This window comes from Bacillus sp. TH22, from assembly GCF_016651015.1.
GTDB classification, from domain to species: Bacteria; Bacillota; Bacilli; order Bacillales; family Bacillaceae_G; genus Bacillus_A; species Bacillus_A mycoides.
In genome coordinates this window covers 5,273,998-5,298,959 of sequence record NZ_JAEKER010000001.1, presented here as the reverse complement: position 1 = coordinate 5,298,959, position 24,962 = coordinate 5,273,998, and the positions used below count along the sequence as shown (strand labels likewise).

The following is a 24,962-nucleotide window of genomic DNA, read 5'->3' as shown; positions in this document are numbered from 1 at the left end:
TTTTACATCCCTAAGAGCTTTTTTAACATTTCATTTTCCGCTTCTAATCGTCTGATCTTAGCTTCAGGATCTTCGGGTCTAACCCTTGGTCTACCTAAACCTGGTCCTTTCGCTTTACCGCGTTTTTCTTCTAGTCCTTTGATTCCTTCAGCTTCAAAGTGTTTCACCCAACGACTTACAACCGAGTGATGAATACCTAATTCTTTCGCAATGGTTTTATAGCTCATGCCTTCTATTAAGTATAAATCTATAGCTTGTTTCTTAAATTCTACATCGTAAGTGACTCTAATTTTTCCCATGAAAAAATCCCCTCCATAGTAAACAGGTTAATGTGCTTTCTTTTTCCTGTCTACTATAAGGGGATCATATCAGGGAATAGGTGGCCTTTTTACTTCAAAAAAAAGACTAGCAGTATATACTAGTCTTCTAAATGAGGTACCGCCACATCGCTATCAACCTAAGAAATCAATCACCCCCAAAACGAAAAAAACGATTTGAATTCACATAAATAACTGAGGATTTTTTATTTGGCTCTTATTAATAATGCCAAACTGTTCTCGTAGTACTTCCAACACTTCCCGTCCTGCCATAGCTTTTAACCATGGTATTGATGGTGGCCATCATGCGTATAATTTGTCTTGGAGTTTTCCTTTAAACAATACCTAAGTTCGGTTTCAGTCTTCGATTGCTTGGTAGACCGTGGTCCAGAAGTCTTGGATAAGATGCGATGGGGCCGGAGTGGACATCCCAACCTGGGTGAACAGAATTCCAATAAACTGTTTGTCTGGATCAGCGTAAGCTGTAGTGCCAGTTCCGCCATCCCAGCCGAATTGACCGATAGACGCGTAGTCTCCAAGATAGGTACGCACCCCCATCCCAAAGCCCCAGCCACCTTGTATCCCTTGTCCAAACGACAAATGGACGTTGTTTTTGGCCAAATCGTCTCGGTATGCTTGTTGTTCAGGAGTAAGACGGTTGGTGGTCATCAGCTGGACTGCGGGCCTAGACAGAATCCGTTTGGTTCCGTGCATCCCTTTGTTCAACAGCATCTGCAAATATGCGTGATAATCGTCGATGGTTGCGAGCAGCCCACCACCGCCTGCTTGAAATGCTGGAGGTTTGCTGTAACGTCCGCCTGTACCCTCATCCCACACGATGAACTCACCTGTCTGCGGATCTGGGTTGAAGGCAGGTGGAAGCCGGTCAATCTTGAGCTCAGGCACGTAGAAACCAGTGTCCTTCATTCCCAGTGGATCGAATATGCGTTCGCGCAGGAACGACTCGAATGTCTGACCCGTGACCCTGGCAACAAGAATGCCGAGCACTTCAATACTGATATGATACTGCCACCGCTCTCCGGGCTGGTAGCTTAGCGGAAGTGCACCTAGGCGACACATAAACTCATCTGGATCGGGCATATCCTGCCCTGGCGTGTCGAATATCCCACTCTCGAAGAACGCGTTCATGATCGGAGAACCCATCAACGTGAGATCCAATCCGAGACCGAATGTGGAGGTCAACAGGTCTCGTACAGTGATAGGACGCCGTGCTGGGACGGTCTCTTCCAGTGGACCATCGGGCTGTTTCAACACCTGCCGGTCAGCGAGTTCGGGCAGCCATTTGTCTACTGGGTCGTCTAAATGCAGTTTGCACTCGTCGAGCAGAACCATTACTGGTGAAACTGCGATCGGCTTGCTAGTGGACGCCAATCGAAAGATCGTGTCCCGACGCATTGGTGCGCCACCATCATGCCTCATTGTTCCAAGCGCTTCGACGTGCGTCTCCCCGTTTCGGCTGACTAAGGCGACGAGCCCAGGAATCTTTCCAGAATCGACATGCTGCGCCAGTACATTGCGCATTTTGCGCAATCCTGTTTCAGAAAAGCCTTTATTGTTTTGTCCCATTTTGTTCTCCTTTAGTTTAGATTGAGATTTCTAATACATATTGACAATCAATTATTAGTTCTTCAAATAGAAAAATTCCCCTTTTTAATAATTTCGACAAAATGTATTTATGTATATGGAGGCATCATACATCACTATCAACCTAAGATAAATTTATATCCATAATTCACAGAGAACGTTATTCTTTTTGTAGAAATATACAGAAAGGATGGCGATGTGTTGCTATCCCATTGTAGATTAAGTAAGAAGAGGCACTCTGATGATAGTGCCTTTTCTTTATAAAAAATCCAAATGCTGATACATAATAAATTAATAAAGATAGGCTAATTTAAATTTATGGAGATTTAATAATAAGGAATGAAATCATTGAAAACATTCATGCAGCCATTAAAAATATGATTATAAGATTCGCGAATTGATTATGATATATTTGAAAAACGCCGATATACTTTCAACTAAGTAAAAAAGCGCCCTGTAAACAGGGCGTTTCGGACGTATACGTTGCCTTTAATTATGATTAATATTAGCAGTTGGGTATAATGTTCTCCAATTGAAACCTTTATTTCATTTGTTAACGGAACATTTTGTTCATTAATAATTGTTCTCCACCATTCCCATGCAAGACCTGTACATTCTCTCGCTACGACTTTTACATTTTTTGAATTCAGTGGAAGTAGTATGACTGTAGCGAAATGAGCAGTTTTGTCTCTACCGCTTCCTTCCCAAGTTTTATGTGTTAGTACTTCTTTCCCATTTTGATCATATGAGAATTCATCCCAAGATACATCAAATTGAGCAACATATGCACCGTAATGATCAAGCGTCATTTTAGCACTTGAATATTCTGTAGTTGTCGTCTCAATATAATCTGTATTGTTATGAACAGCCGCAGTTGAATTATCTTTTAAGAAAGTGCTTGTATATGAAATTGGGTATGCTGGATTTTTAAGACTTAATTCTGCATTATCTTTAATGATATTTCGTATTTCATTAAAATCTTTTGTAATAACCTTGTTATGCTCTTTTGAATCTCCACCTACTACTACAGCGGTAAAAGTACTTTCTTCAAAAATATCTTTGTACTGTCCACTCGTTTCCACGCTGTTATTCTTAAGTAAGGCTTTAAAGGCAACTTGTACATCTTTGCTCTTAGATGTTGTTTCTAACTTCACATAAATTGTTCTGCCATAAGCTACATTTGACACCATAACAGGGGGAGCCGCATTACTTACCCCTTTACGAGTTAACTCACTAAAAGTAACACTATTATCAAAAAGATCTGATGGATTGTTAGGTAGTTCAGCACTTACTGTATAAAATATTTGCTTATATGCCGCAACCATCACTTTTTTCTCTCCATTTGCAATCGCATTAAAGTCAATGTTCAGCCCATTATCAAGATATTTAGCGTTAACATTAAGAGCACTTGCTATTTGTGATTTACTATAAACCATAGATTTTGCATACTGCATTCTTGCAGGTAACGTATGTGTTGTTGAATACTTTTCATTCCAAGTAGATACTAAATCATCTACTGCTCCAGACACATTACCATATGTTGGATTTGGAACGGTTATTGTATTTTCTTTTCTCATGCCAGGTAAGTCTATACTAATATTCAAAGGTTTTCTCTTAGGTACTTAAACTAGGTTGATTATCTGCAAAAGCTTTATTTGCAAGTTGTACGGCTCCTGGATAAGTACGATTAGCCACAGAATCAATAATCGAAATATCGACTGGTGAAGTTGTAAGTGATTTTTTCTCACGTTCAACTACTACAAATTTACCATTTGAATTGATACTTTCTTTCGGAACAAAACTCTCTACTCTATCACCATTTACTGCTAAAATATCTCTACTATCATACTTTAAACTTGCTATGCCAGTATCAATGCCACTAGCATTTTTTGTTGCATCATTTGCATTACCTGTTTGTGTTTCCGCGAAGGAAATAGATGAATAATTAATAGTGCATAAACTAACTAATAAACATGTTAGAAATTTTATTCCTTTGTTGTTTTTCTTAATTTCCAAAAAAATATCCCCTTCTGTTTTTCGTATTAAGGTATGATAATTATTTATAAATAATTGCCGAATAATAAACTTACATAAATACTTTTAAAAGTTCTTGAACTAATGGAATTACTCCACCTAAAAATTTCAAAACTGCCATTGCGATTTCCATATTATTTCCTCCTCTTTTGTTGTTGCTAAGATGTGATTTATCTTTATGTCCCTATTATAGTAATCGCTTTCATTTTCATCGACACATTCTTATATGCAATATTACATATAGGAGTCACCATACATATCTATCTATTTAAGAAGAATAAACGCCACCAAAACAAAAAAAGCCCCAAATTTTTTTGAAAATAAGTTGGGGCTTTTGAACTAGAAAAGTATATTTTTAACTATGAAAACTATGAAAAAAATTTTTCCTTTTTACCTACTTACCAAATTCAGCAAGTAAAATATTTTTAAAAGGATTAGGACTGTCAGCTCTACCCAAACTATTCCAATTGGCGACCAACGTATGCTTGCCTCCAAGTTTACCTCCAACAAGAGTAGTAAACCCTAGAATGCCACCTGTGTGTCCCCATATCGAGACACCGCTTGGAAGCTTAGTTTCATAGATTCCAAGACCATATCCATCGATTCCTTCTTTTCCTGTAGGAACTGTAGTAAGCATTTGTTTTAGTTGCTGTTCTTTCAGTAATTTACCCCCGAGCAAGTAAGAGAAGAATTTATTTAAGTCGTCAGCAGTAGAAATCATATCTCCAGCTGAGCTACCTGCACTTGGGTTATAATAAGTAACGTCTTTTAGCTCACTTACTCCGTCTGGTTGGACATATCCACGGGCATGCTTGGTGCCTGGAATAACGCTTGAATTGCCAGGTAGGAATGTATTCGACAATTCAAGCGGTTCAATAATCCGACTTTCAATCTCTTCCGCATAGCTGTTTCCGGTTACTTTTTCAATAAGAATACCTAGTAATACGTATCCTGTGTTTGAATAAGACCAGCCCTTTCCTGGGGCAAAGTCCGGGGGCAGAGAAATCCCCATCTTCACTAACTCTTCAGCCGTATACGATTTTTTTGTATCCGTAAAGTCAGCGTCTTTTGACCTTGAGTATTCAGCGATACCACTTGTATGGTTCAATATCTGCCGAATAGTAATCTGGTTACCATCATATCCGTTTCCTTGAATGACACCAGGCAACCATTTTTCGATGTAGTCGTCTAGATTCAAGCGGTTCTCTCCGACTAATTGAAGTACAACCGTTGCTGTGAACGTCTTCGTCACGCTGCCAATGCGAAAGCGAAAATCTGTTTTCATTGGTTTCTTGGTTCTCAGATCCGCTATCCCAGCGGCATAACTCCACGTTTTTCCACCCTCAGAAGTTTTAGCAAGTATCCCCGGGTATCCAAATTGCAATGTATCCCGCATTGCTTGCTTGACGGAAGTACGATCTCGTTGGGTGCTTGTTTGTAACGAACTAGATACATTTTGAGTGGGCTCTGCTTTTACAATTGAGGCTGGTGTTGTATATAACAGGGAACTTCCAGCTATTAAAAGGGCAAGACTTGCAAATGTAATTTGACTACGTGTTTTCATAAGGCATTCCTCTCCTCTATTCATATTGTATAGGTGGTTGCTTGATATTTCATACTCACCACACAGCTATCATCTCTACCGATGACAAAAAGTCAACATTGAATTCGTAATCATCTTCATAATGATTATTTTTACAAGCTCCATTCTGTCCTAATAAACGGTAAATCCCTCTTTTTGCATGTATGTTAACCTCAGAAATTATTTCTTTTCCATGAAACACTCTTATTAACTGGTTTGTTTTTCATATATAAGTTATATCTGTTCCTCCTTTCATGCTTCTTTATATTTTCATCATACACAATGAAAATCTCTTTTTCCTTACCTATTCCTTACAAATCCCTTACGTTCAAAATAGCTTCTGTGTCTCAAATGTGCCAATTAATTCTCATCAAGAAGAAACGAGAATTAAGCGAATATAAAGCGATTTATATCATAAAAGATTATTTTCTACTTATTTATGAATCTCTACAAAAAGACACCAAAGAATTAACAAAGATATTGTTTCGTCTGTTTGATCTCTTACAGAAAAACGGACGAAAATCCCATAGGTATGAGAAGAAACCGTCTTTGATATCTTAGGCGTCGTATATAACCTTTCTATGCCTCACAAGCATGTAGCGTAATCCAAAAAATTAAAACCCAATAGGGTTTATCTGGTATGAAAATATTTAAAGAACTTACACTGGATCGTTAGAAAAAAGAAAAAAGCCCATCAAGCTAAGGTTTTGAAGTACCCCCTAAATGAAAATTTTCTTTCTCTACAGTTAGTTTTTTTGAGAAGTCAGCTCATTTTTTGTTTGTGGGGTGTTAACTTTTCTTAAGTTGATAGGAATGTGGTGCTACCCCATTATGCAAAAGACAAAGGTTGGAATTTGATAGATGAAAAATAATAATTCCTTATTCAACTAACGCATGCATGAGTTAAACAACCTAAGGCTGCTTCGGTAGCCATTTTTTGTACCAACTGGCAGTTTGGTTTTCAATATGTGAAAAGGGATTTCTAAGTGATTAATTGAATATACATTTATTGTTTACTAATTTTTGGGAGGTCCCTTTATGGGGGATAAGCTTTGCTGTATTGCTACATATCAAGTTTTTAATGAAGAAAGACTAGGAGCTTCGCACGGTTCTATAATAACTTATAGTGCTGCTGTGACGGGATCTCCTGTTAGTGAGATAGGGTGTTTTTTAATTTATTTATCATAATAACGTACCCGAAGAGATTGATATGGTGACATATCAACCAACTGAGGTGGTACCACGAAATTGCAACTCTCGTCCTCAAGAATTATTTCTTTTGGGTGAAAGTTTTTTTATTATATAAGTTTCATTCTGTCATAATTTAAAGTTTTCGAGAGGAGAAATGATATGAATTCTATTTTATTAGATGTTCCGTTACAAATAGAAACAGACAGACTAATTCTTCGAGCACCACTTCAAGCTGGTGATGGGAATGTCGTACACCAAGCTATTAAGGATTCAATTAATGAGTTAAAACAATGGTTGCTTTTATTTCAGTCAATTCCTACTGTTGAAGAAACGGAAATTCTCCTGAGAAATGCCCATATAGATTTTTTGAAAAGAGAAAGCTTTCGCTATCTTATCTATCATAAGGATACTAATGATTTTATTGGAACTGCTAGCCTTCACGGAATTAATTGGAAAATTTCTAAATGTGAAATTGGATACTGGATTAATACGCAATTTAGTGGCAATGGATATATGACAGAGGTAGTAAGTGAGTTAACAAACCTTGGATTTCAGTTACTCAAATTTAGAAGGATTGAAATACGCTGTGAATCTACTAACACTAAAAGTCGTACGATCCCTGAAAAACTAGGTTTTGAGCTTGAAGGGATATTACAGAATTTACGATACGGGAAAGCCCACGCAGGACTTTAGTCCGTCTTTAGACATGGGATGAAAGCATCGTTTTTGCATAGCAAAACATGGTATACTTTATTCATAGTCATGCAAAAGACTCTAAAACGACTGTTCTCTGAAAATAGAATACATATGAGGTTGGGGTAGCCAATTCTTCTACTCCGTAAAATGTATTAAGTCGTCATGCAAAAGACGTAAAAACAGTTGAGAACGAACAATCTGTACGGTATGGTCACAGTACCGTAGCCCACGAACCTATATGGTCTGTTGTGGGAGTGGTGATGGCACACCGCAATCTTGCACGTCAGCGATACCAGAAATGGACTTCGCCTTTGGTAGCAAGAATCCCACTGACGTTAGTCAGCTGGCCCCTTTAGGGGTGGGAGTGTCAAGTAATGAAGATCTTTCAGCTGACAGTAAAAAACTAACTGATACCTGCATCTATGCAAAGATAAATTAGATTAAAAGTTTAATACTCAATTGAGTATGTTTACACAGTTTATTCCCCTTCTAATCCATTATTGTGATTTGTTTAGAACTATAGTACATCAATATATTTAAAATGAAATGTACTGAAATAGTATATTCTATTGTTACAATCATTTTATAAATAAATTACTTCATGAAGTTATAAAATTAGGACCGTACATATTAGACATATCTAAAATGTACGGTCCTTTTGTTTACTAGTGGTTCACTTATCTAACCTAAAGATAAGTATGTGGTCCTTTTACAATTTGAATTTCTTTTTAAGCTTCTTATATTTTCTATATGAACGTCGAACAATGTTTAACATGAAATACGGTATTTTAACAGGGAAAGGCAATTTATAAATAAATGGCAAGTAAAATGTAAAATATGCCTTTTCTAAGTCTCTCCACGTACTATCTTCTTTTGTTTTTAAGAAATCAGATACATCGACTACATATCCCCTTCCATTTTCCATCATCACATTTTTTCCGTGAACATCACAAGGAGTTAATCCTTGCTCCCTTGCATACTCTATAGCTTCATTGATATCAAGGATTACCTGCTTAGGAATTTTAATCCCCTTATGGATAGCATCGTATAAGGTAATTTCTTTTAAACGTTTCAATACTATGAAATTTTCTCCTTTATATATAAGATTCGAATAAGAAGGATGATTTCCGATTCTTCGGTATACTTCTGACTCTTTTTCAATTCCTTCTCCTTCTCGCGCGTAAACTTTCACTACCCAATCTTTGTATTCTTTGTGCATAAATACTGCGGCATAATTACCTGTCCCTAAACACTTCCAAAGTCTAGGAATATCTTTAACTACTATAGGCTCGAATTCATCCTCACTTCTTATGCTTACCTCTTTTAATAATTCGTCCTTTATCAATCTCACAAAACTATTTATACTCATCATTTCCACTCCGGTTTTGCTACAAGGGGGTACTACCCCATACCCATCAAGTTAAAAAGTACATTCTTCCCTAATACGAAAAAAATGAGCAGACTTCACTAAGTAACTAACTTTAGCGAAATAAATTTTTCATTTAGGGGGGTACTTCAAAATCTTAAAATGGATATTCTACGCAAATGTATATTATTGATACAATAAGTTATGTTAACTTCACATAATTATATTATACAAAAACTCAGCAAATACCGTTACAAAAAGTGTACAAGCCATATCTACTCTCTCTAAATAGTTTATTGCGAATCTATTTTAAGGAGAATTCTTACATCACAATTTCATAAATCTAAGGTTTCAAACTATTCATTACGAAAAAAAGACCGTATCACTACGGTCCTTTTCTCGCTCTTATGCAAACACTATGACTGTGTAACTTTATTAGAAACAAGTAGTTTTTCAATACATTTAGGTAACATATCTAATAACGTTTCAAATGCGTAATTTACGTCCAGACGCTCCGTCCATTGATGTGCATCTTTTCCTACTGGTCCCATATTTAATACTGGAACGTCAAACTCTTCTAATTCCTCTAGTGGAATCGAATAACCTTTATCCCATAATGGCATATTGTCTACAAGAGAACTCATTGAATCCAATGGGTTTTGTAAGCCCACATAGCTTAAATCTGAAATTCCTCCAAAATAATTTTGGTTTTCAAATGTAATGCTATGATTATAGTGGGCATACTTTTCCATTTCTACAACTACCTCTTTAATTAAAGGATTGTTGCGTGAACTCACAGCTGGATAGTATGGCGGCGCAAAGAAAAGTACAATCATTGGAGCCTTTTCTTTACATAAGATAGATAATTTGTCTACTAAATCAATAGTTACTGCACGATCATCTTTATCTTCTCTATTTTTTATAATATCGGATTGAATTTCATCTATTTTTTCTCTTCCATGTTGTTCAATTGCATAAGCGATAAGCTCTTCATACGTTAATACATTTACTTTAAGATTCGGCGGTATGAACGGATTATACTTAGAAAAATGATACGCTCGCTCCTCATACGATTCTTCGATTTTCTCTGCTACTTTCGTTACTTTTTGGCGTAACAATGAAACTACATCTGTCATCGTTTTTTCTAGTAAAAACAAATTAAATAATGTGACAGCACGATGAGGAATTTGTACAGAATAATCCTCCTTTAAATCTCTTTGAAGCAAGTTAGTTGGTGGTGGACTCGCTTCCCCTTCTACAATATCACAAAGGTCCGTATTCAACTCTAATTCCGCTGTTAATAATGCAGCCATATAGCTCCCATTTAATCCTGCAAAAGGTTCGCCTACATGTGTCTCTTTTCCATAGCAAAGGAAACCAGGTAACACCTTACCAATAGAACCAGTATAAATGTACTTATTTTGGTCACCAGGATGTCTTGAAAACATAGGCTCTGAATTTAGGACCGTTTTATATTCTAAGTCATGTTCTTTTGCTAAGTCTAATAATCTTGGAACAGCAGCTCTCATCCCTACAGAGTTCACTTCTTCATCTGGAACAGCCAATAAAAGAACATTCCCATCAAATCTTCCTTCACAAGCTTGCTCAACCATCGCCATTTGTAAAGCTAGACCACATTTCATGTCCATCGTTCCTCTACCAAATAGCCAATCTCCTTGTTCAATATCTTCACGTACATGATCTGGTAGCTCATCTTTATGAGAATAAAACATAGATGTTAATTTTTTAGGGTTAAATGCATCTTCTTTCCACACTCCATAATCTTGTACATCTACAACATCAAAGTGACTAACAAGAATTACAGTATTTTTCGTACTATCACTTTTCTTTACTAGGGCTGTAACAAAATATCGTCCATCCCCCGTCGGATTTTTTTGTAAATGATGCGGATTTTGTTTGAAATACTGTAAGTCAGATAATTGTTCTACAACAAAGTCTGGCAATATAACTTCAGCTTCTGAACCTGTAATACTAGGAATTTCAACAAGATTGCTTAATAATTGAACCAATTGGTCTTTAGATTGCCACTTTGACATATAAATCCCCCCTATTTTTCCGCATTATGAAAATCAATTCCAATATATGAATAAAAAATGACGACAGCTATCAAAATTATAATTCTGATGTACTGCCGATTTTTACTGATATTTCATGAGCTGCTTGTTTTACCTTACTAATAAGAAAAGATAGTCGATTATCATTAATTCGATGACTAATTAACCCAACACTTAATGCTCCTACTACTTTATGATTAAATCCTATAATAGGTGCAGCTACTGAAGCTGTCCCCTCTGTTTTTTCACCATAACTCACAGCATATCCTTCATTTCTGATCTGCTTTATTTGATCGAAAAGAATTTGCTTTTGTTCTGGTAAAGAAGAAAGTAAATGTTCTACAATGTGTTCCATTTCATTCGTGTTCATATTGGCAAGCATCGTTTTATTTGCGGCTCCAATCGAAAGTGGAATCTGTTCCCCTAAGTTATCGATAACTCGAATTTTTAAAGGGCTATCAATTCTTTCAATGATAATAGAATGTGTTCCATTTGGAATGTTCAAATAAACACTTTCTTCAACTTCAGAGGCCACACGCTTCATCACTTCTCTTGCAACAGATCTGTAGTCTACCTTCTCCAATTGACGTAATCCTATTTCCATCCACATTGGTCCAATCTTGTACTGTTTTGTTTCTGAAATTTGCGTAACTAATCCATGCTCCATTAAAGAGTTCAGTAACCTATGTACTGTACTAACCGGGAGATGTGTTCTATCAGCTATATCAGAAATAGCCCAATACTCTTTTTCATTTGTAGAATTCAGTAACTTAATAATACCTATCGCTCGATCAATGGACTGTACCATAACTCGCCTCAACTTTACTTGTAGTATGTTTAGCCTAATTACCTATCAATTTATCAAAAATTCAAACTGAAATCAATTAATTTATTTAATTTTCTAAAAATAGAGATATAACACTATCAAAAAATGAAAACGCAAACAAAAAAATATTGACTTTTCTTTTTAATTATCTGAAAATTAGAACAATATTTCACATCACGGAATACATTCCATAATACGGAAAAACATCAATTTTCATACTACCAATTATGAAAGTGAGGAAAACAATGACGCAAGTAAACAATACAAACAATGAATTAAAGCGCACGATGAAAGGTAGACATTTATTCATGATTGCACTCGGTGGTGTGATTGGAACGGGGTTATTTAACGGATCTGGTTTTATTATAAGTCAAGCTGGACCTGGTGGATCCGTACTTGCCTTTATGGCCGGTGGATTATTAATGTATCTCGTTATGCTATGTCTTGGTGAGCTTGCTGTAGCAATGCCAGTTTCAGGTTCCTTCCAGGAATATGCCACTAAGTTCATCAATCCCGCAACTGGGTTTACCATCGGATGGTTGTATTGGCTAAGCTGGGCGAATACGACTGGTCTTGAATTTACCACTGCTGGTATTACAATGCAGCGATGGTTTCCTGATATTCCTGTCTGGGTTTGGTGTTTAATATTTGGTGTTACAATATTCACTATTAACGCATTATCCGCTCGTAGTTATGCAGAAACAGAATTTTGGTTCTCAAGTATAAAAGTATCTGCCATTATTGCTTTCATTATTCTTGGCGGCGCCGCTATGTTCGGTTTTATTGATTTAAAAGGAAACGAACCCGCTCCGCTTCTTTCAAATTTCGTAAATCATGGTGGTTTATTCCCAAATGGACTTGCCGTTATCTTATTAACAATGGTTACAGTCAATTATTCCTTCCAAGGTACAGAACTTGTTGGAATCGCAGCAGGTGAAAGTGAAGATCCAGCAAAGACCTTACCTCGTTCTATTAGAAATATAATATGGCGCACGATGTTTTTCTTCGTCTTAGCAATCTTTGTTCTCGTGGCTTTAATTCCTTGGGAAGAGGCAGGATTAACAAAGAGTCCGTTTGTTGCTGTATTTGATAATATAGGTATTCCATATGCAGCTGATATTATGAACTTTGTTATTCTTACTGCTGTTCTTTCTGTCGCAAACTCAGGACTGTACGCCGCAACTCGAATGCTTTGGTCATTATCAAAAAATGATATGGCTCCAGCCTTTTTAAAGAAATTATCATCACGAGGGATACCTCTAAACGCTTTAATCTTGACGATAGCTATTTCTGCTTTTTCTCTTTTGACAAGCGTTGTAGCTGCTGAAACAGTTTACTTATGGCTCATTTCAATTTCTGGAGTCATTACAATTATTGTTTGGATGTCAATTTGTGTTTCTCAATTCTTTTTCCGTAAACATTATTTAGCCGAAGGTGGAAAATTAGAAGACTTAAAATTTAAAACTCCACTTTATCCACTTGTACCAATTCTTGGTTTTGGATTGTATGGCATTATATTAATAAGTCTTATCTTTATCCCAAGTCAAAGACTAGGAATCTATTGCACTGTACCATTTATCATCTTTTGCTACACCTACTATCACTTTAAGATAAAGAAAAGAATTGCTACTAACACTCATACAGAAACTAAAATTAGCGAAACTTCTTAATACTGTACGATATTTAAAAGACCGCACATTGCTTTTACTTCATATGCGGTCTTTTATCATTGACGCTTGTTCTATTACCTTTTTATCATTCCTTCATTCATTTTCCCAGGAACAGTTCCCCTATTTTCCCCATACTATTAGAAGGATGATGTCGGTATCGTTAATGTAGTAAATGCTACATTACCCGCAATTATGTTTACTGTTCATAAGTTGCTGATTTTCCTTACTATTACTCTTTTGTTTTGATATATTAAATACATACTACGTCACATTAAAAATTAAAAGTCAGACAGGAGTTAGATACGATGATAAAAGGTTTCGGAGGAATATTTTGGAGAACTAACAATCTTGATGTTATAAAAAAATGGTACAGTGAAGTGTTGAAGATTGAAATAGAAAATTGGAATGGGACTGTGATTAAACCCGAATTAGGAACTGAGACTATCTTTTCTTTCTTTGCCGAGAATGACAGTTATTTTCCTACAGAACAACAAGTGATGTTAAATTTCCAAGTACATAATCTAAACGAGACTATTCAGCATCTTGAACAAATTGTTGTACCCCTTGAAAAGAAAGAAGAGATTAGTGAATTTGGAAAGTTTATTTGGATTAAAGATCCTGAAGGACGACTGATTGAGCTTTGGGAGAAATAGCCGGTTGCAATCATTTGCTATTATGCTAACAGATGCTTTAGTTCAATAAGGTAAGTAAAAAAGTGCACCTCCGTTTATTAGACGCAGTCTAATAAACGGAGGTGCACTTTTTAATCTATCCAACTTAGTATAAGCCTATCGATTTATTAATAATATCAATCTATCAATAAATTACAATCATCTCGAATGTCTGAATTTTCCGTTAATTAAAGGTTATCCCCCAAACAACCTCGAACATTGTAATAAACATACATAAGGAGGTTGATCTATTTTGTTTCGTTCATTTACAAATGGATGTGTTGCCTTAGTGCAACGTTTCTTACCAGAACCATTTATTTTATCATGCTTATTAACCGTTTTCGTTATCTTCTTCGGTATGTTTGCAACGAGCCAAACACCTGTAGAAATGATTAATCACTGGGGTAATGGAATTTGGGGACTTCTCGCTTTTTCTATGCAAATGGCTCTTGTACTCGTGACAGGATCTGCATTAGCAAACGCTCCTCTTATTAAAAAAGGATTAACGAGAGCAGCGAAATTACCGAAAACAAATGGACAAGGTATTATTGCTATTTCAATCGTAAGTTTACTAGGAGCATACATAAACTGGGGATTTGGTATTGTTGTATCGGTTTTATATGCAAAAGAAGTGGCCAGACAGTTAGAAGGATTAGATTATAGGTTAGCAATTGCTTCTTCCTACTCTGGATTTCTCATTTGGCATGCAGGCCTTTCTGCTTCTACCCCTCTTACGTTAGCAACAGGAGGCGAAACGTTAATCAAAACGACCGCTGGGAGTATTAAAGAAGCGATTCCAATAACAGAAACGTTATTCTCACCATACGCACTCGTGCCAGTTATTATTTTTCTCGTTACGATGCCTCTCATTAACCGGGCCATGCACCCAGATGAAAAACATACGATAACTGTAGATTCTAGCGTATTCCATGAAGAAGCTGCCGCTCAAGAAGTAGGGAACAATACGTTCGCTGAAAAAATGGAAAATAGTATGATTATTACACTTTGCATCGGATTATTAGGTCTTATTTATATTTTTAACTATTTTAGTACGAAAGGCTTTAACCTTACACTTGATATCGTTATTTTTATGTTATTAATTGCCGGTCTTATTTTCCACCGTACTCCGATTCAATATATTCGCGCTTTCTCTGACTCAACTAAGAGTGCTTCAGGTATTTTACTTCAGTTTCCGTTCTATGCTGGAATTATGGGGATGATGATTGGAGTAAATAGTGAAGGTCTTTCGCTTGGAGGAGCTATTTCTACTTTCTTTATTAGTATTTCAAATGAAACCACATTCCCGCTCTTTACATTTTTAAGTGCTGGCATTGTAAATATTTTCGTTCCATCTGGAGGCGGTCAATGGGCAGTGCAAGCACCAATTATGATTCCAGCTGGCGCTGAACTTGGTGTACCTGCCGCGAAAACAGCGATGGCAATTGCATGGGGCGATGCTTGGACAAATTTAATTCAACCTTTCTGGGCATTACCGGCATTAGCGATAGCTGGTTTAAGCGCGCGTGATATTATGGGATTTTGTGTTGTTAACTTACTATATGCAGGATTTATCATTAGTCTATGTTTCTTATTTATTTAAACGAAAAGCTAGTTTTATACTAGCTTTTTTATATAATAAATCATTCATTATCTATACAGCTTATTACCTTTCTCCACTCTACCTCTGCATGATTTAATGCTTCATATGTAAACAAATCTTCACATACTTTTTCAATCATATGAGGATTGTTCTTAAGGAAATTCCACTACAATACTTTAGGGAGAACATACATTTCGCATTCTTCACTTCCCTTTATTACCTCATCAACTTCTCTTTCACAAATCCCTCTTATTAAATAATCATTTCTTAATTGTATTTGAATTTGTTGAAACGTTTCGCTGTATTTCTTCAATTGGACTAAACAATTAATATACGTACGCAAAAGTTCGTCATCACAATTGCAACACTTTATAATACGATCGATTTCATTCATAATGTACGAGCCGCTTCTTCTATTTGTAATAGCCACTTTTCACGCTTCTCTAGTTTACTCGTTTTCACAGATTGAAAAGTAGAACGTTTTATATCGCGAATACCACAAAAACGTAAAACCCCTCTTTTCATCATAATCCAATCCGCTGATCGATATAATAGGGCCACGTACCATAACGGTGAGTCTAACGTATTAATAACCCACGCTTTCTTTCCTTTAAATAAGCCTTTCGGTAATGACCCCTCATATTTATAAGCAAATCCAGCTACAAAAATACGATCGATAAATCCTTTAAAAATAGCAGGCATGCCCCACCACCATATCGGATATATGAAAAGAAGAATATCCGCTTTCTGCACTAATTCTCTATATCGCTTCGTCTCTTCTTCATTTAGTAAATCACGTCTTTTCTTCTCTTCATTAAATACAAGCACTGGATCAAATTGTTCTTTATATAAATCAAGTAGCGTAACAGAATGATTTGTTTCCTCAAGTCCTTTTTGCACATGCTCTAAAATTGCCCCATTAAAGCTTGAAGGATTAGGATGAGCGTATATAATTAGTACGTTCACTACAAAACAACTCCCTCTTTAGTTAAAGTTTCTCCTTCTTTAACATCTTCTCTACAATTTGCACATTTTTCGAACTTTGTAACAAACGATTTAATACTGTTAGTAACTCTTCTTTTTCTAAACCGTTCAGTTTCTCTTTAACCGTACTCTCACCAGCACCCTGAATATCATAAACAACTGCCGCCATATGTTTACAATAATTTTCGTACGGACACTCGCAGCTACTTTCTGCAAAATCTTCAAGATCGATAATCACTTCATAATTCCCTGCATTTCCAGTAACGAAAGCAAATACTTTCTTGTCGTGTATTTCAACATCTTCTACATGTCCCTCTTCATAATATTCATATCCTCTATCAACAATGTATTTCGGAATATACCTATGTAGTTCTTTTAATAAATATGCGTACATAACAACACCTCTTCCTTTAATTCCCTTTTGACTTCCAAAATCCTTCATGTTATTCTAATAACTGTCAAGTAGCGAGTCTACGTGACAAAACGACTGACACCTATTCGGCGAAGGTGTCTCTTTTCATTTGCAGCCGATATGAAGTGCCTCTTTCAGGCACATTCAATCTTTGACACTACACACTCAACACCCATTCCCTTGTATCAGGCTGCTTTAGCAGTCTTTTACGCTACATACTTCGTTATTTCAAGACAAAAAGAGAGCTTAGCTCCCTTTTCCCGCCTTATAAAATACCCCTTTTTCAGCATAGCGATATTCATCATCAGCTAAAGTAATTTTCCCATCCAGTTTGAGTTCATCTAATAGTCTTGATAAATAAAATTGATGTAACATTTTTTTAGTGAATTTTCCTTCATGATGCGAAACGATATGTTCTTGAATATCTAACAATGATATTGGCTTATCTTGCTCTATCATATATTCATAAACTGTACTACGCAGTTTTACGTATTTTTCGAGTGTCACAGTACTTCGCAACCCCTTTCTTCTTATTATATGTTTTCGTAATCGGTTTTTTTGCAACAAAAAAACCTCTCCGATAAGAAGAAGTTACGTATATCTTCGTCTTATCTCCCAGAACAAATATGTTCTGCTGGAATTAGCACCTGCATCGCGGTTGCTGGGTTTCATCGGGCCAGTCCCTCCACCTCTCTGGATAAGAAAATATTCACTTTAAATTTAACTATACGTAATTTTATTATAATTGTCAAATAAATATAAATAATTATATTTTCTTCTTTATTGTTCATACTACAAAAAGATGTACAAAAGGAGGCTACTACTTTGAAAAAGAATGCTCGTGGATACGTACAAGATTCTTTTCATTCCTTACAAGAAGCGAAACATTGTTTAGAAGATGCATTACAAACTGTTGAAGAAGATTTTAATCGTGCACGTATTGAACAATCACTTTACGCTGTAGAGCAAGCTCTTCAACGTTGCGATTACACCGTTCACATTTTAGAACAAGAATGAAAACTTCCCATCAAAAGATGGGAAGTTTTTTTCAAATGGCATACTTCATCATTATTACCGTTATTATTAAAAAATATACAGAATTAACGATTTCTAAAATCCCTACTTTTAATATAGAAATCTTTTTGCCATACAACATAATGGCCCGAATTACACTTGGTACAAATATGAGTGAACACCATGGATTTATAGCAAATACAATTACCGTTAATACAATATGGTATCCCCAAGATATAAAACGATACTTCGGATTATTTTTTTCACGAATCATTGTTTTTACATAAAACGTACTTCCTAAAAAATATAGAAATGAAATAAGCGCAATGAATAATGCTGTTTTATCTATTAATTTCATGGAGAAATAATAACTGATTAAACCACCTATACAAAACACTATAATCGCACAAACATCATTTAGTAATGCTCGTTCATTTTTTTGACGAGCGTAATACATATTTACAATAAACAATGGAATCATTAATACTGCGAATAAAAGAATTCGCCATTCATATAATAAAGAAATCATCCCAAATACAAATGCGATGATAAAATAAATAATTGCAGCGTGTAGAAATTCTTTTTTTCGTCTTTGCCTTATGTACATGAGAAATGGATAAGTGGCTAGATAGATAAAGAACCAGGCTAAAAACAATGGGATATGATAAAAAGTAGGTTTACCAAGTAATACACTTAATAGAAATGGGATGACAAGCATCGCCCATGCTCCATGTTGCTTCGGAATAACTAACTTCATTAACTATACACCTCCCTCTTGAAAATAATTCTCACCTACTATTATACAAATAATTTCATATAATAACGGAAGTATATTGGATCTATTTTTTGACAGTAAAAAATGCTCCTTACAATATGTAAGAAGCATGAAAGAGGCAAACGAATATGTAAGTCGCGACCCTACCTTATATGAGTATGCTTTTCTATGTCACGTTATGCTCATCTAATATACCGTATTTCTTTTTTAATCTTGTGAGGATCGTAATCCATGACGTACTAAATAACAGAAGGAAAATAACATTCGATATCGCGTGACTCAGATCAAAGTAAAAACTTGCGACATAGTAAGCAATAACTGTTTCCCACGTTGCTTCCTGTATAAAACCAAGAAGACCCCAAAAATTCATAATCCAGCCAAATAGAAATCCAACGGCAAATCCGTACAACAGTCTTCCCCACAGTTTTTTCATTAAAAATGTATTACGTAATAGTCCAGCTATAAACCCAATCATGCCCCAAGAGAACATTTGCCACGGCGTCCACGGACCTTGTCCTAAAAAAATATTAGATACAATAGCCGCCGTTGCCCCAATCATAAAGCCAGTTTCACTTCCAAAAACAATTGCAGAAACGATAATAACAAAAGAAGTCGGTTGTACACTTGGTAAAATAGAAAATGGTACCCGGCTAACCGCTGCAATCGCCGCTAACACAGCAACGATAACAATTTCACGTGAAACAAACGCCTTCCTTTCAAAACGAATATAGAAAGGTAACATAATGACAGCTAATAAAAACAAACTACTTACCATGTAATACCCGTCCATAATAAGAGTCGTAAAGAGTAGTGTACATATTACAACAGCAAAAATAAATATTATGAATGCAACATATCGTTTGGACACGCTTCGTACACATCCTCCCACGTTAATGCAAATGGCAACTCTCTACGGATGAATCGATTAATAGATGTTGTATAAAAGAAGTTACCACTAAAGAACTCTTTCGGTGCATCATTCATAATGACTTTCCCGTCAAATAACATCATGCACTGATCAACGTATTTCGCTGCAAACTCAATATCATGCGTTGCCATTACAATTGTTGTACCTTCTTTTTGCAACTGCTTAAATAGCTCTCCTACTCTTTCCTTTTTCCATGGATCTAGTCCGATACGATAAACTTAACTAAATCTATACAATTCAATCAAATTTACACAAGTTAGTGCTTCATCGTGTTCTCGCAACCCCGAAGGGGCGAGGGGTATAACACTCCACACGAGGCAGTATCGTTACCTCCTATTATCAAGCATTTATTTTACCCATCTTGATAAATTTATCGACGCATTTAAATCCCTATCGTGATGGCTATTGCACCCAACACAGTCCCATTCACGAATCTTTAAACTCCACTGTCCTTCTGGTTGAACTGAATGGTCGTATTTTACTCCACAACTTGAGCAAATCTTGCTTGAGGCGAACCATTTATCAGCTTTTACATACTCAATGCCATACTTCTCGCACTTGTATGATAAACATTGAAAGAAGAAGTTTAATTTTTGAAATGAAAATGCTTTCGATAGTTTTTTGTTTTTTAACAGGTTTGAGATAAGTAAGTCTTCCACAACAATCCTCATTGGTTTGGTTTTCACCAATTTAGCTGTTGCTTGATGGATATGGTTATTTCGGATATTCGTAATTTTCCTAGATAACCGAAGGTGCTCAGTTTTAGCTTTTTCATATCCGGCAGATTGAATTTTTACACCTTTTTTAAATCTCCTAGACATATCTCTTTGTGCTGACTTTTTCCTTTTCAAAAGTTTTTTAACCTTGGCATCTTTGTTTATATTTCGTTCTTTCATACCATTAGAAGCTACAAACAGCTCTTTTAAACCAACATCCACACCAATCGACTCATTGGTTAGTGCTTGTAATTCAAAGTCTTCTTGGAATCCTACACTAATCCACCAGTGACGACCATCAAAGGTAACTCTTGGATTTGATGGTTTTTTGTTTCTTGGTAGTTGTTGGCTTGTTTTCACTTCTCCAATGGACTGAATATCAACTACTTTCTTTCCTATAATCAGTCTTTCATAATTGGCATAAAATCCTTGGATTAAATCTTTTTTGGATTTATAAGAAGTGTGATAACCATTTTTGTACTTTTTGAACGAATGTTTTCTCGCCGTATCAAAATCTTTTGAAGCCTGTTTGGGCACTTGTGCATTAATGTCTTTTAACCACTCATATCTCTTTCGCTTCTTGATCTTTGTAAATCGTTTCTGTAAAGCTAACTGTGAAACAGATTTTCCAAATAGCTTATAGTATCTATCACTCATTCTTTTACAATAGTTATAAGCAAATCTTGCAGCACCAGCATGGTTTCTAAGCACTTTTTCTTGTTCAGGCGTTGGAATTAGTCTGACTTTCTTCGCCAATATCATCAGAATTTAACTCCTTTAATGAAAGATTTGTTCTTCTGAATAGTAGCGTGTTCCACCAGCATTCTCCTTAGATTACTCGGATGCAAACCTGTTAATTCTGATACTTGACTAACTCGTGAAAATTTCATTATTATTCTCACCTCATTGAACCAAACATAGCACATACGTTCGATACTTTCAATGAAGTTTGATAGATTCAATAAAATTTATCTTGTTCAACTAAGGGCGCAATTCCTTAGCCAGTTCTCTTATGAACTTCTCATGTTTTCACATGAGCGCAGACTATATGTTTATCTCTTTAGGGATAGAGGATTTTTCCACCACCATAGGCTTGTGGTGTACTCTCGTCAGTTATACGAGATAGTCGTTGAACGTTCATCTTATCCATTTTGACTTAGATGATTCGAGGCGGAAGACCCATTGTTCTAGTGTTTAGGATTTAACCTTGCACGATCTGATTGATTTTTTCTGCTTTCGCAACATTCACGCTCGCTATTTCTAGCCACGTTGTAGTTCAATCAGCTTTAGGGATTGCCCGCAGTTAACCCTCACTACTAGCCAATCACTTGACTAGCAGGGCTTACTGATATATTTAATTAACTTTGGTTATAATTGGTTAAATAAATCGTAACAGTTAGTTACCCTTTGTCGGTTCATCAAGCAATAATAAAGTCGGCTTTGATAATAACGTTGTACATAATGCGAGTAATTGTTGTTCCCCGCCGCTACAATCATGCGGATGACGTTCTTTAAGCGAATATAACCAAAACTGTTTTAGCATATTTTCTGCTATTTCTTTTCCTTGTTCTCCGTATAATTCACTTGCACGTTCATACACTTCTTCCCACACTGTATCAAATGTAAAATGATAGTATGGGTGCTGCGATACATATCCTATACTTTTAAATCGTTCTTTCGAATCAATTTTATGTATCACTTTTCCACTCCACTTTACTTTCCCTCTTCTAGCTTTTTGTAATCCTGCTAAAATCGTTAACAGTGTAGACTTCCCGGTTCCGTTTTTCCCAACTAGAGCTGTCCATTTTCCTTTTTCGATGTTCACTGTTAAATCTCGTAAAATAAGGGGACTATTTTTCTCATATTGAAAAGATATATGTTCTGCACTTAAGATCACTTCTTGCTTTTCACACTGTTCTACTTGCCCATCCCTATATGATATCGCTGAAAAATCATTCATTTTCATTTGCGCTTCTCGCACTGTAAACGGAATATCTTCTACATTCCACTCTAAAAACAATCTTGGAATTTGCGGGATAAATGGACGGAACTTTTCAACTTCCCACATGTTAGCTATAACCGTTTTAGGACTACCATCATAAACGATTCGGCCGTTATTCATACAAATAACGCGTGTTGCAAGTGGTATCACTTCATCCAGACGATGTTCACTTAAAACGATCGTAATTCCAAGTTCTTCATTAATACGTTTTAATAATCCTAAAAACTCTTTTGCAGCAATCGGATCTAGCTGCGCTGTCGGTTCATCCAGTAATAATAACTTCGGCTGCATGACTAATACTGCTGCTAAATTTACTAGTTGTTTTTGACCACCAGATAAAGTATGAACAGATTGATGTAACAAATCTTGAAATCCTAAAAAGCTAATGAGTTCCGCTATTCTTTTTTGAATAATATGTGATGGTAACCCGATATTTTCTAAAGAAAATGCTAATTCTTGAATCACTGTATCCATTACGAGCTGATTTTCTGGGTTTTGAAATACCATACCAATGTCTTGTGCAGATAATAAATCAGGTACTTCCTCTAATAAAACGTCATCATAAAATATCTCTCCTGAACGCGTGCCAATTGGCAGTAATTCCTTTTTAAAATGTTTTAATAAAGTTGTCTTCCCAGAACCTGAACCGCCAGCAAGTACTATAAATTCTCCTTTTTGAACAGAAAGAGAAATATGCTGTAACGCTTCTTCATTTTCATAAGCATATATAAATGATAAATTCTTTATTTCTGCATGCGCCACCATATCGATTCCCTTCCTTCCATCATAATTGGTAAACTAATAAACATCATAAATAGGAAAAACATCATTCCATCATATTGCTGGAACAGTATTGATTCCACTTTCGGATAGATAATCAATTTCCCTCCGCCATAATAACTAAATATAAATGAAGTTATTAATAGAAAAACTAAATAACTTAGCGTATACAAATCACGTCTTTCCATTCTATATCGAATATATGTCGTACGCTTCGTTACACCAAACCCACGAGCTTGCATAGAATCTGCCGTTTGAAGTGCATCTTCTAACGAACAAACTAATAACACTTGCAGTAATTTCATTCCATTTTTTATACGCTCAATGAGTGAACCTGAATCTAATTGCACACCTTTCGTTTTTTGGACGAGTGTAATTTTCTTTAACCGCCTAATAAACAAAGGAACAAACCTCACTGTAATCATCGTTAACAATGCTACTTTCGGTGAAATTCTTGAAAATAAATATAAAAATTTATGACTCGAAATAATATCGTTATAAGAAGCAAACGTAAACATAATCGCAACTAATAATAACCCCATAACAAGCCCAAACATAACTGCCTCAAGCTTAATCCGGCTATCTCCTAACCAAAATAACGTAGTCGCCCCTCTATGCGTTAATAAAGAATTAAATAAAATTACCATTAGAAAGAATACGATAGTACTTGGCAGCATGTTTCTTATTTTCTCGCCATTTCCTTGTACTATATTTAAGATTACTATTAGTATAATCGCTCCAATTAAAAAAAGAGGATGAAGACACATCATACATAGTATCATCACCCCAATATAATAGAAAAAATTAACAAAAGGATGTAAAGAAGAAAAGCTTATTTTCATAGTCCTTTACCGAAGATCCTTTCCTATTTTAATACAAACACCCACTCGATTGTATCGCCTGGTTTTACTTTAACTACACCAGCACTATAGTTTGGAAAAGCACCGTTCACACGATATTTCCAGCCACTAGTAGTAGTAATATCTTTCTCGTATAAATCATTAATACCTTTTACATAAATATCACCTTTAGAGCCCATTGCATCAACCTCTAGTCCTGTGCCCGTTAGCACACTGTAAACTGTGTCGCCTTCTTGTACATCAACCTTTTTCGCACCTAATAAGTATCCTTCATTTCCTTTTACTGAGATTGTTACTTGTTTCGCTTTAGGTTCTGGTGGTACTGGGTTTAGTGGTGGTACCGGTGGTGGCGGAGTTGGTACACTATTGTTCTCTTCTGGATTTTTCTTTTGCTCCTGCTTCGGTGTTTCTTTTGGCTGATTAACAACCTTTGCTTCTTCTTTTACTTCTGGTGCTTTCGGCTGCTGTGGTTTCTCTTCTTGTACTTTTTGTTGCTCTGGTTGTTTATTTGCAGCAGGCTGTTCCTTTGGTTTCTCTTCTTTCTTTACTTCAGGTTGTTCCTGCGCTTTTTCTTCTTTCAGTTTCTCTTCTACTTTTTGTTCTTGTTTATCTTTCTGCTCTTCTTGTGGTTTTTGTTCCGGTTCAGCTTGCTTCTCTTCCGGTTTCGGTACATCTTTTTGTTCTTCCTGTTTCGCTACTTCTTTTTGCTCTTCTTGCTTCGGTTCTGCCTTCTTCTCAGGTTTTACAGCCGTTTCTTCACATCCGGCTAATAATCCCAATGAAAGAACTAAAGAAATGAACCATTTCATCTTACTCATGCTGTCCCTCACCTTTCATATTAAAGTGAAACTTTAATGA

Annotated in this window: 20 protein-coding genes, 5 pseudogenes and 1 riboswitch; of the genes and pseudogenes, 7 read left to right on the top strand and 18 right to left on the bottom strand. The window is 35.9% G+C overall.

Annotated features, from left to right (window positions below; translation table 11 throughout):
* Window positions 1–2: 2 nt before the first annotated feature.
* From JFU18_RS27015 to JFU18_RS27000, 4 genes and pseudogenes are all read right to left on the bottom strand, one after another.
* The gene (locus JFU18_RS27015) at window positions 3–299 is read right to left on the bottom strand and encodes a transposase (RefSeq protein ID WP_201031948.1); all 297 of its coding nucleotides are present in this window, start codon (window positions 297–299) and stop codon (window positions 3–5) included.
* 375 nt (window positions 300–674) lie between these two features.
* Window positions 675–1,904, bottom strand: a complete 1,230-nt coding sequence (locus JFU18_RS27010; protein ID WP_085311913.1) for a serine hydrolase domain-containing protein — start codon at window positions 1,902–1,904, stop codon at window positions 675–677.
* A 507-nt stretch (window positions 1,905–2,411) separates the two neighbouring features.
* Window positions 2,412–3,938 (bottom strand): annotated as a pseudogene (locus JFU18_RS27005) (thiol-activated cytolysin family protein).
* 412 nt (window positions 3,939–4,350) lie between these two features.
* A complete protein-coding gene (locus JFU18_RS27000) occupies window positions 4,351–5,520 on the bottom strand; it encodes a serine hydrolase domain-containing protein (protein ID WP_201034090.1) in 1,170 nt (389 codons plus the stop codon).
* 366 nt (window positions 5,521–5,886) lie between these two features.
* Here JFU18_RS27000 and JFU18_RS26995 point away from each other — a divergent pair.
* The 3 genes and pseudogenes from JFU18_RS26995 to JFU18_RS26985 all read left to right on the top strand — a co-directional run.
* Window positions 5,887–6,143 (top strand): annotated as a pseudogene (locus JFU18_RS26995) (IS4 family transposase); the annotation flags it as partial.
* Window positions 6,144–6,576: 433 nt separating this feature from the next.
* A complete protein-coding gene (locus JFU18_RS26990; protein WP_170972744.1) occupies window positions 6,577–6,726 on the top strand; it encodes a hypothetical protein in 150 nt (49 codons plus the stop codon).
* A 162-nt stretch (window positions 6,727–6,888) separates the two neighbouring features.
* On the top strand, window positions 6,889–7,422 hold the full coding sequence (locus JFU18_RS26985; RefSeq protein ID WP_201034091.1) for a GNAT family N-acetyltransferase: 534 nt from the start codon (window positions 6,889–6,891) through the stop codon (window positions 7,420–7,422).
* A gap of 712 nt (window positions 7,423–8,134) precedes the next feature.
* Here the strand turns inward: JFU18_RS26985 and JFU18_RS26975 are convergent.
* The 3 genes from JFU18_RS26975 to JFU18_RS26965 form a co-directional block, all read right to left on the bottom strand.
* Window positions 8,135–8,803, bottom strand: a complete 669-nt coding sequence (locus JFU18_RS26975; protein WP_201034092.1) for a protein kinase family protein — start codon at window positions 8,801–8,803, stop codon at window positions 8,135–8,137.
* A gap of 404 nt (window positions 8,804–9,207) precedes the next feature.
* The gene (locus JFU18_RS26970; protein ID WP_201050379.1) at window positions 9,208–10,848 is read right to left on the bottom strand and encodes a M20/M25/M40 family metallo-hydrolase; all 1,641 of its coding nucleotides are present in this window, start codon (window positions 10,846–10,848) and stop codon (window positions 9,208–9,210) included.
* A gap of 76 nt (window positions 10,849–10,924) precedes the next feature.
* Window positions 10,925–11,674: an IclR family transcriptional regulator gene (locus JFU18_RS26965; RefSeq protein ID WP_137058891.1), complete on the bottom strand. Its 750-nt coding sequence runs from the start codon at window positions 11,672–11,674 to the stop codon at window positions 10,925–10,927.
* Window positions 11,675–11,937: 263 nt separating this feature from the next.
* On the opposite strand from JFU18_RS26965, the gene JFU18_RS26960 reads away from it, so the two are divergent.
* The 3 genes from JFU18_RS26960 to JFU18_RS26950 all read left to right on the top strand — a co-directional run bounded on the left by JFU18_RS26960 (window position 11,938) and on the right by JFU18_RS26950 (window position 15,633).
* The gene (locus JFU18_RS26960) at window positions 11,938–13,362 is read left to right on the top strand and encodes an amino acid permease (RefSeq protein WP_201034093.1); all 1,425 of its coding nucleotides are present in this window, start codon (window positions 11,938–11,940) and stop codon (window positions 13,360–13,362) included.
* Between the two features lie 305 nt (window positions 13,363–13,667).
* Entirely contained in the window at window positions 13,668–14,015 is a 348-nt protein-coding gene (locus tag JFU18_RS26955; protein ID WP_201034094.1) for a VOC family protein, read from the top strand.
* Between the two features lie 271 nt (window positions 14,016–14,286).
* Window positions 14,287–15,633, top strand: coding sequence for a short-chain fatty acid transporter (locus JFU18_RS26950; protein ID WP_201034095.1), 1,347 nt, complete (start codon window positions 14,287–14,289; stop codon window positions 15,631–15,633).
* A gap of 40 nt (window positions 15,634–15,673) precedes the next feature.
* Here JFU18_RS26950 and JFU18_RS26945 read toward each other — a convergent pair.
* The 4 genes and pseudogenes from JFU18_RS26945 to JFU18_RS26930 all read right to left on the bottom strand — a co-directional run bounded on the left by JFU18_RS26945 (window position 15,674) and on the right by JFU18_RS26930 (window position 17,596).
* Window positions 15,674–16,027 (bottom strand): annotated as a pseudogene (locus JFU18_RS26945) (group-specific protein).
* Window positions 16,024–16,599, bottom strand: a complete 576-nt coding sequence (locus JFU18_RS26940) for an NAD(P)H-dependent oxidoreductase (protein ID WP_201031434.1) — start codon at window positions 16,597–16,599, stop codon at window positions 16,024–16,026. The pseudogene JFU18_RS26945 and the gene JFU18_RS26940 overlap by 4 nt, the downstream one beginning before the upstream one ends.
* A gap of 22 nt (window positions 16,600–16,621) precedes the next feature.
* Window positions 16,622–17,011: an SWIM zinc finger family protein gene (locus tag JFU18_RS26935; protein WP_201034096.1), complete on the bottom strand. Its 390-nt coding sequence runs from the start codon at window positions 17,009–17,011 to the stop codon at window positions 16,622–16,624.
* Between the two features lie 264 nt (window positions 17,012–17,275).
* Window positions 17,276–17,596, bottom strand: a complete 321-nt coding sequence (locus tag JFU18_RS26930; RefSeq protein ID WP_002110869.1) for a hypothetical protein — start codon at window positions 17,594–17,596, stop codon at window positions 17,276–17,278.
* Window positions 17,597–17,634: 38 nt separating this feature from the next.
* Window positions 17,635–17,733: riboswitch (SAM riboswitch) on the bottom strand.
* A gap of 121 nt (window positions 17,734–17,854) precedes the next feature.
* Here JFU18_RS26930 and JFU18_RS26925 point away from each other — a divergent pair.
* Window positions 17,855–18,046 carry a hypothetical protein gene (locus JFU18_RS26925; RefSeq protein WP_002084448.1) on the top strand — a complete coding sequence of 64 codons (192 nt, stop codon included), beginning with the start codon at window positions 17,855–17,857 and terminating at the stop codon, window positions 18,044–18,046.
* A gap of 31 nt (window positions 18,047–18,077) precedes the next feature.
* Here the strand turns inward: JFU18_RS26925 and JFU18_RS26920 are convergent, their stop codons facing one another.
* The 7 genes and pseudogenes from JFU18_RS26920 to JFU18_RS26890 all read right to left on the bottom strand — a co-directional run bounded on the left by JFU18_RS26920 (window position 18,078) and on the right by JFU18_RS26890 (window position 24,922).
* Complete coding sequence (locus JFU18_RS26920) at window positions 18,078–18,800, bottom strand: YwiC-like family protein (protein WP_201034097.1); 723 nt, start codon at window positions 18,798–18,800, stop codon at window positions 18,078–18,080.
* A 184-nt stretch (window positions 18,801–18,984) separates the two neighbouring features.
* Entirely contained in the window at window positions 18,985–19,686 is a 702-nt protein-coding gene (locus JFU18_RS26915; protein ID WP_201034098.1) for an ECF transporter S component, read from the bottom strand.
* Window positions 19,659–19,952, bottom strand: a pseudogene (locus tag JFU18_RS26910) (ABC transporter ATP-binding protein); the annotation flags it as partial. The pseudogene JFU18_RS26910 and the gene JFU18_RS26915, both read right to left, overlap by 28 nt.
* Window positions 19,953–20,093: 141 nt before the next feature.
* Window positions 20,094–21,224, bottom strand: coding sequence for an RNA-guided endonuclease InsQ/TnpB family protein (locus tag JFU18_RS26905; protein ID WP_201034099.1), 1,131 nt, complete (start codon window positions 21,222–21,224; stop codon window positions 20,094–20,096).
* Window positions 21,225–21,864: 640 nt separating this feature from the next.
* Window positions 21,865–23,235, bottom strand: a pseudogene (locus JFU18_RS26900) (ABC transporter ATP-binding protein); the annotation flags it as partial.
* Window positions 23,208–24,086: an energy-coupling factor transporter transmembrane component T gene (locus JFU18_RS26895; RefSeq protein ID WP_033710053.1), complete on the bottom strand. Its 879-nt coding sequence runs from the start codon at window positions 24,084–24,086 to the stop codon at window positions 23,208–23,210. The pseudogene JFU18_RS26900 and the gene JFU18_RS26895, both read right to left, overlap by 28 nt.
* 23 nt (window positions 24,087–24,109) lie before the next feature.
* Window positions 24,110–24,922, bottom strand: coding sequence for a DUF4430 domain-containing protein (locus JFU18_RS26890; protein WP_201034100.1), 813 nt, complete (start codon window positions 24,920–24,922; stop codon window positions 24,110–24,112).
* Window positions 24,923–24,962: the final 40 nt, after the last annotated feature.

Excerpts from the sequence above, each read along its gene's own strand:
- JFU18_RS27015 (WP_201031948.1), bottom strand. The coding sequence starts at position 299 with ATGGGAAAAATTAGAGTCACTTACGATGTAGAATTTAAGAAACAAGCT.
- JFU18_RS27010 (WP_085311913.1), bottom strand. The coding sequence starts at position 1,904 with ATGGGACAAAACAATAAAGGCTTTTCTGAAACAGGATTGCGCAAAATG.
- JFU18_RS27000 (WP_201034090.1), bottom strand. The coding sequence starts at position 5,520 with ATGAAAACACGTAGTCAAATTACATTTGCAAGTCTTGCCCTTTTAATA.
- JFU18_RS26990 (WP_170972744.1), top strand. The coding sequence starts at position 6,577 with ATGGGGGATAAGCTTTGCTGTATTGCTACATATCAAGTTTTTAATGAA.
- JFU18_RS26985 (WP_201034091.1), top strand. The coding sequence starts at position 6,889 with ATGAATTCTATTTTATTAGATGTTCCGTTACAAATAGAAACAGACAGA.
- JFU18_RS26970 (WP_201050379.1), bottom strand. The coding sequence starts at position 10,848 with ATGTCAAAGTGGCAATCTAAAGACCAATTGGTTCAATTATTAAGCAAT.
- JFU18_RS26965 (WP_137058891.1), bottom strand. The coding sequence starts at position 11,674 with ATGGTACAGTCCATTGATCGAGCGATAGGTATTATTAAGTTACTGAAT.
- JFU18_RS26960 (WP_201034093.1), top strand. The coding sequence starts at position 11,938 with ATGACGCAAGTAAACAATACAAACAATGAATTAAAGCGCACGATGAAA.
- JFU18_RS26955 (WP_201034094.1), top strand. The coding sequence starts at position 13,668 with ATGATAAAAGGTTTCGGAGGAATATTTTGGAGAACTAACAATCTTGAT.
- JFU18_RS26935 (WP_201034096.1), bottom strand. The coding sequence starts at position 17,011 with ATGTACGCATATTTATTAAAAGAACTACATAGGTATATTCCGAAATAC.
- JFU18_RS26920 (WP_201034097.1), bottom strand. The coding sequence starts at position 18,800 with ATGAAGTTAGTTATTCCGAAGCAACATGGAGCATGGGCGATGCTTGTC.
- JFU18_RS26905 (WP_201034099.1), bottom strand. The coding sequence starts at position 21,224 with ATGATATTGGCGAAGAAAGTCAGACTAATTCCAACGCCTGAACAAGAA.
- JFU18_RS26895 (WP_033710053.1), bottom strand. The coding sequence starts at position 24,086 with ATGAAAATAAGCTTTTCTTCTTTACATCCTTTTGTTAATTTTTTCTAT.
- JFU18_RS26890 (WP_201034100.1), bottom strand. The coding sequence starts at position 24,922 with ATGAGTAAGATGAAATGGTTCATTTCTTTAGTTCTTTCATTGGGATTA.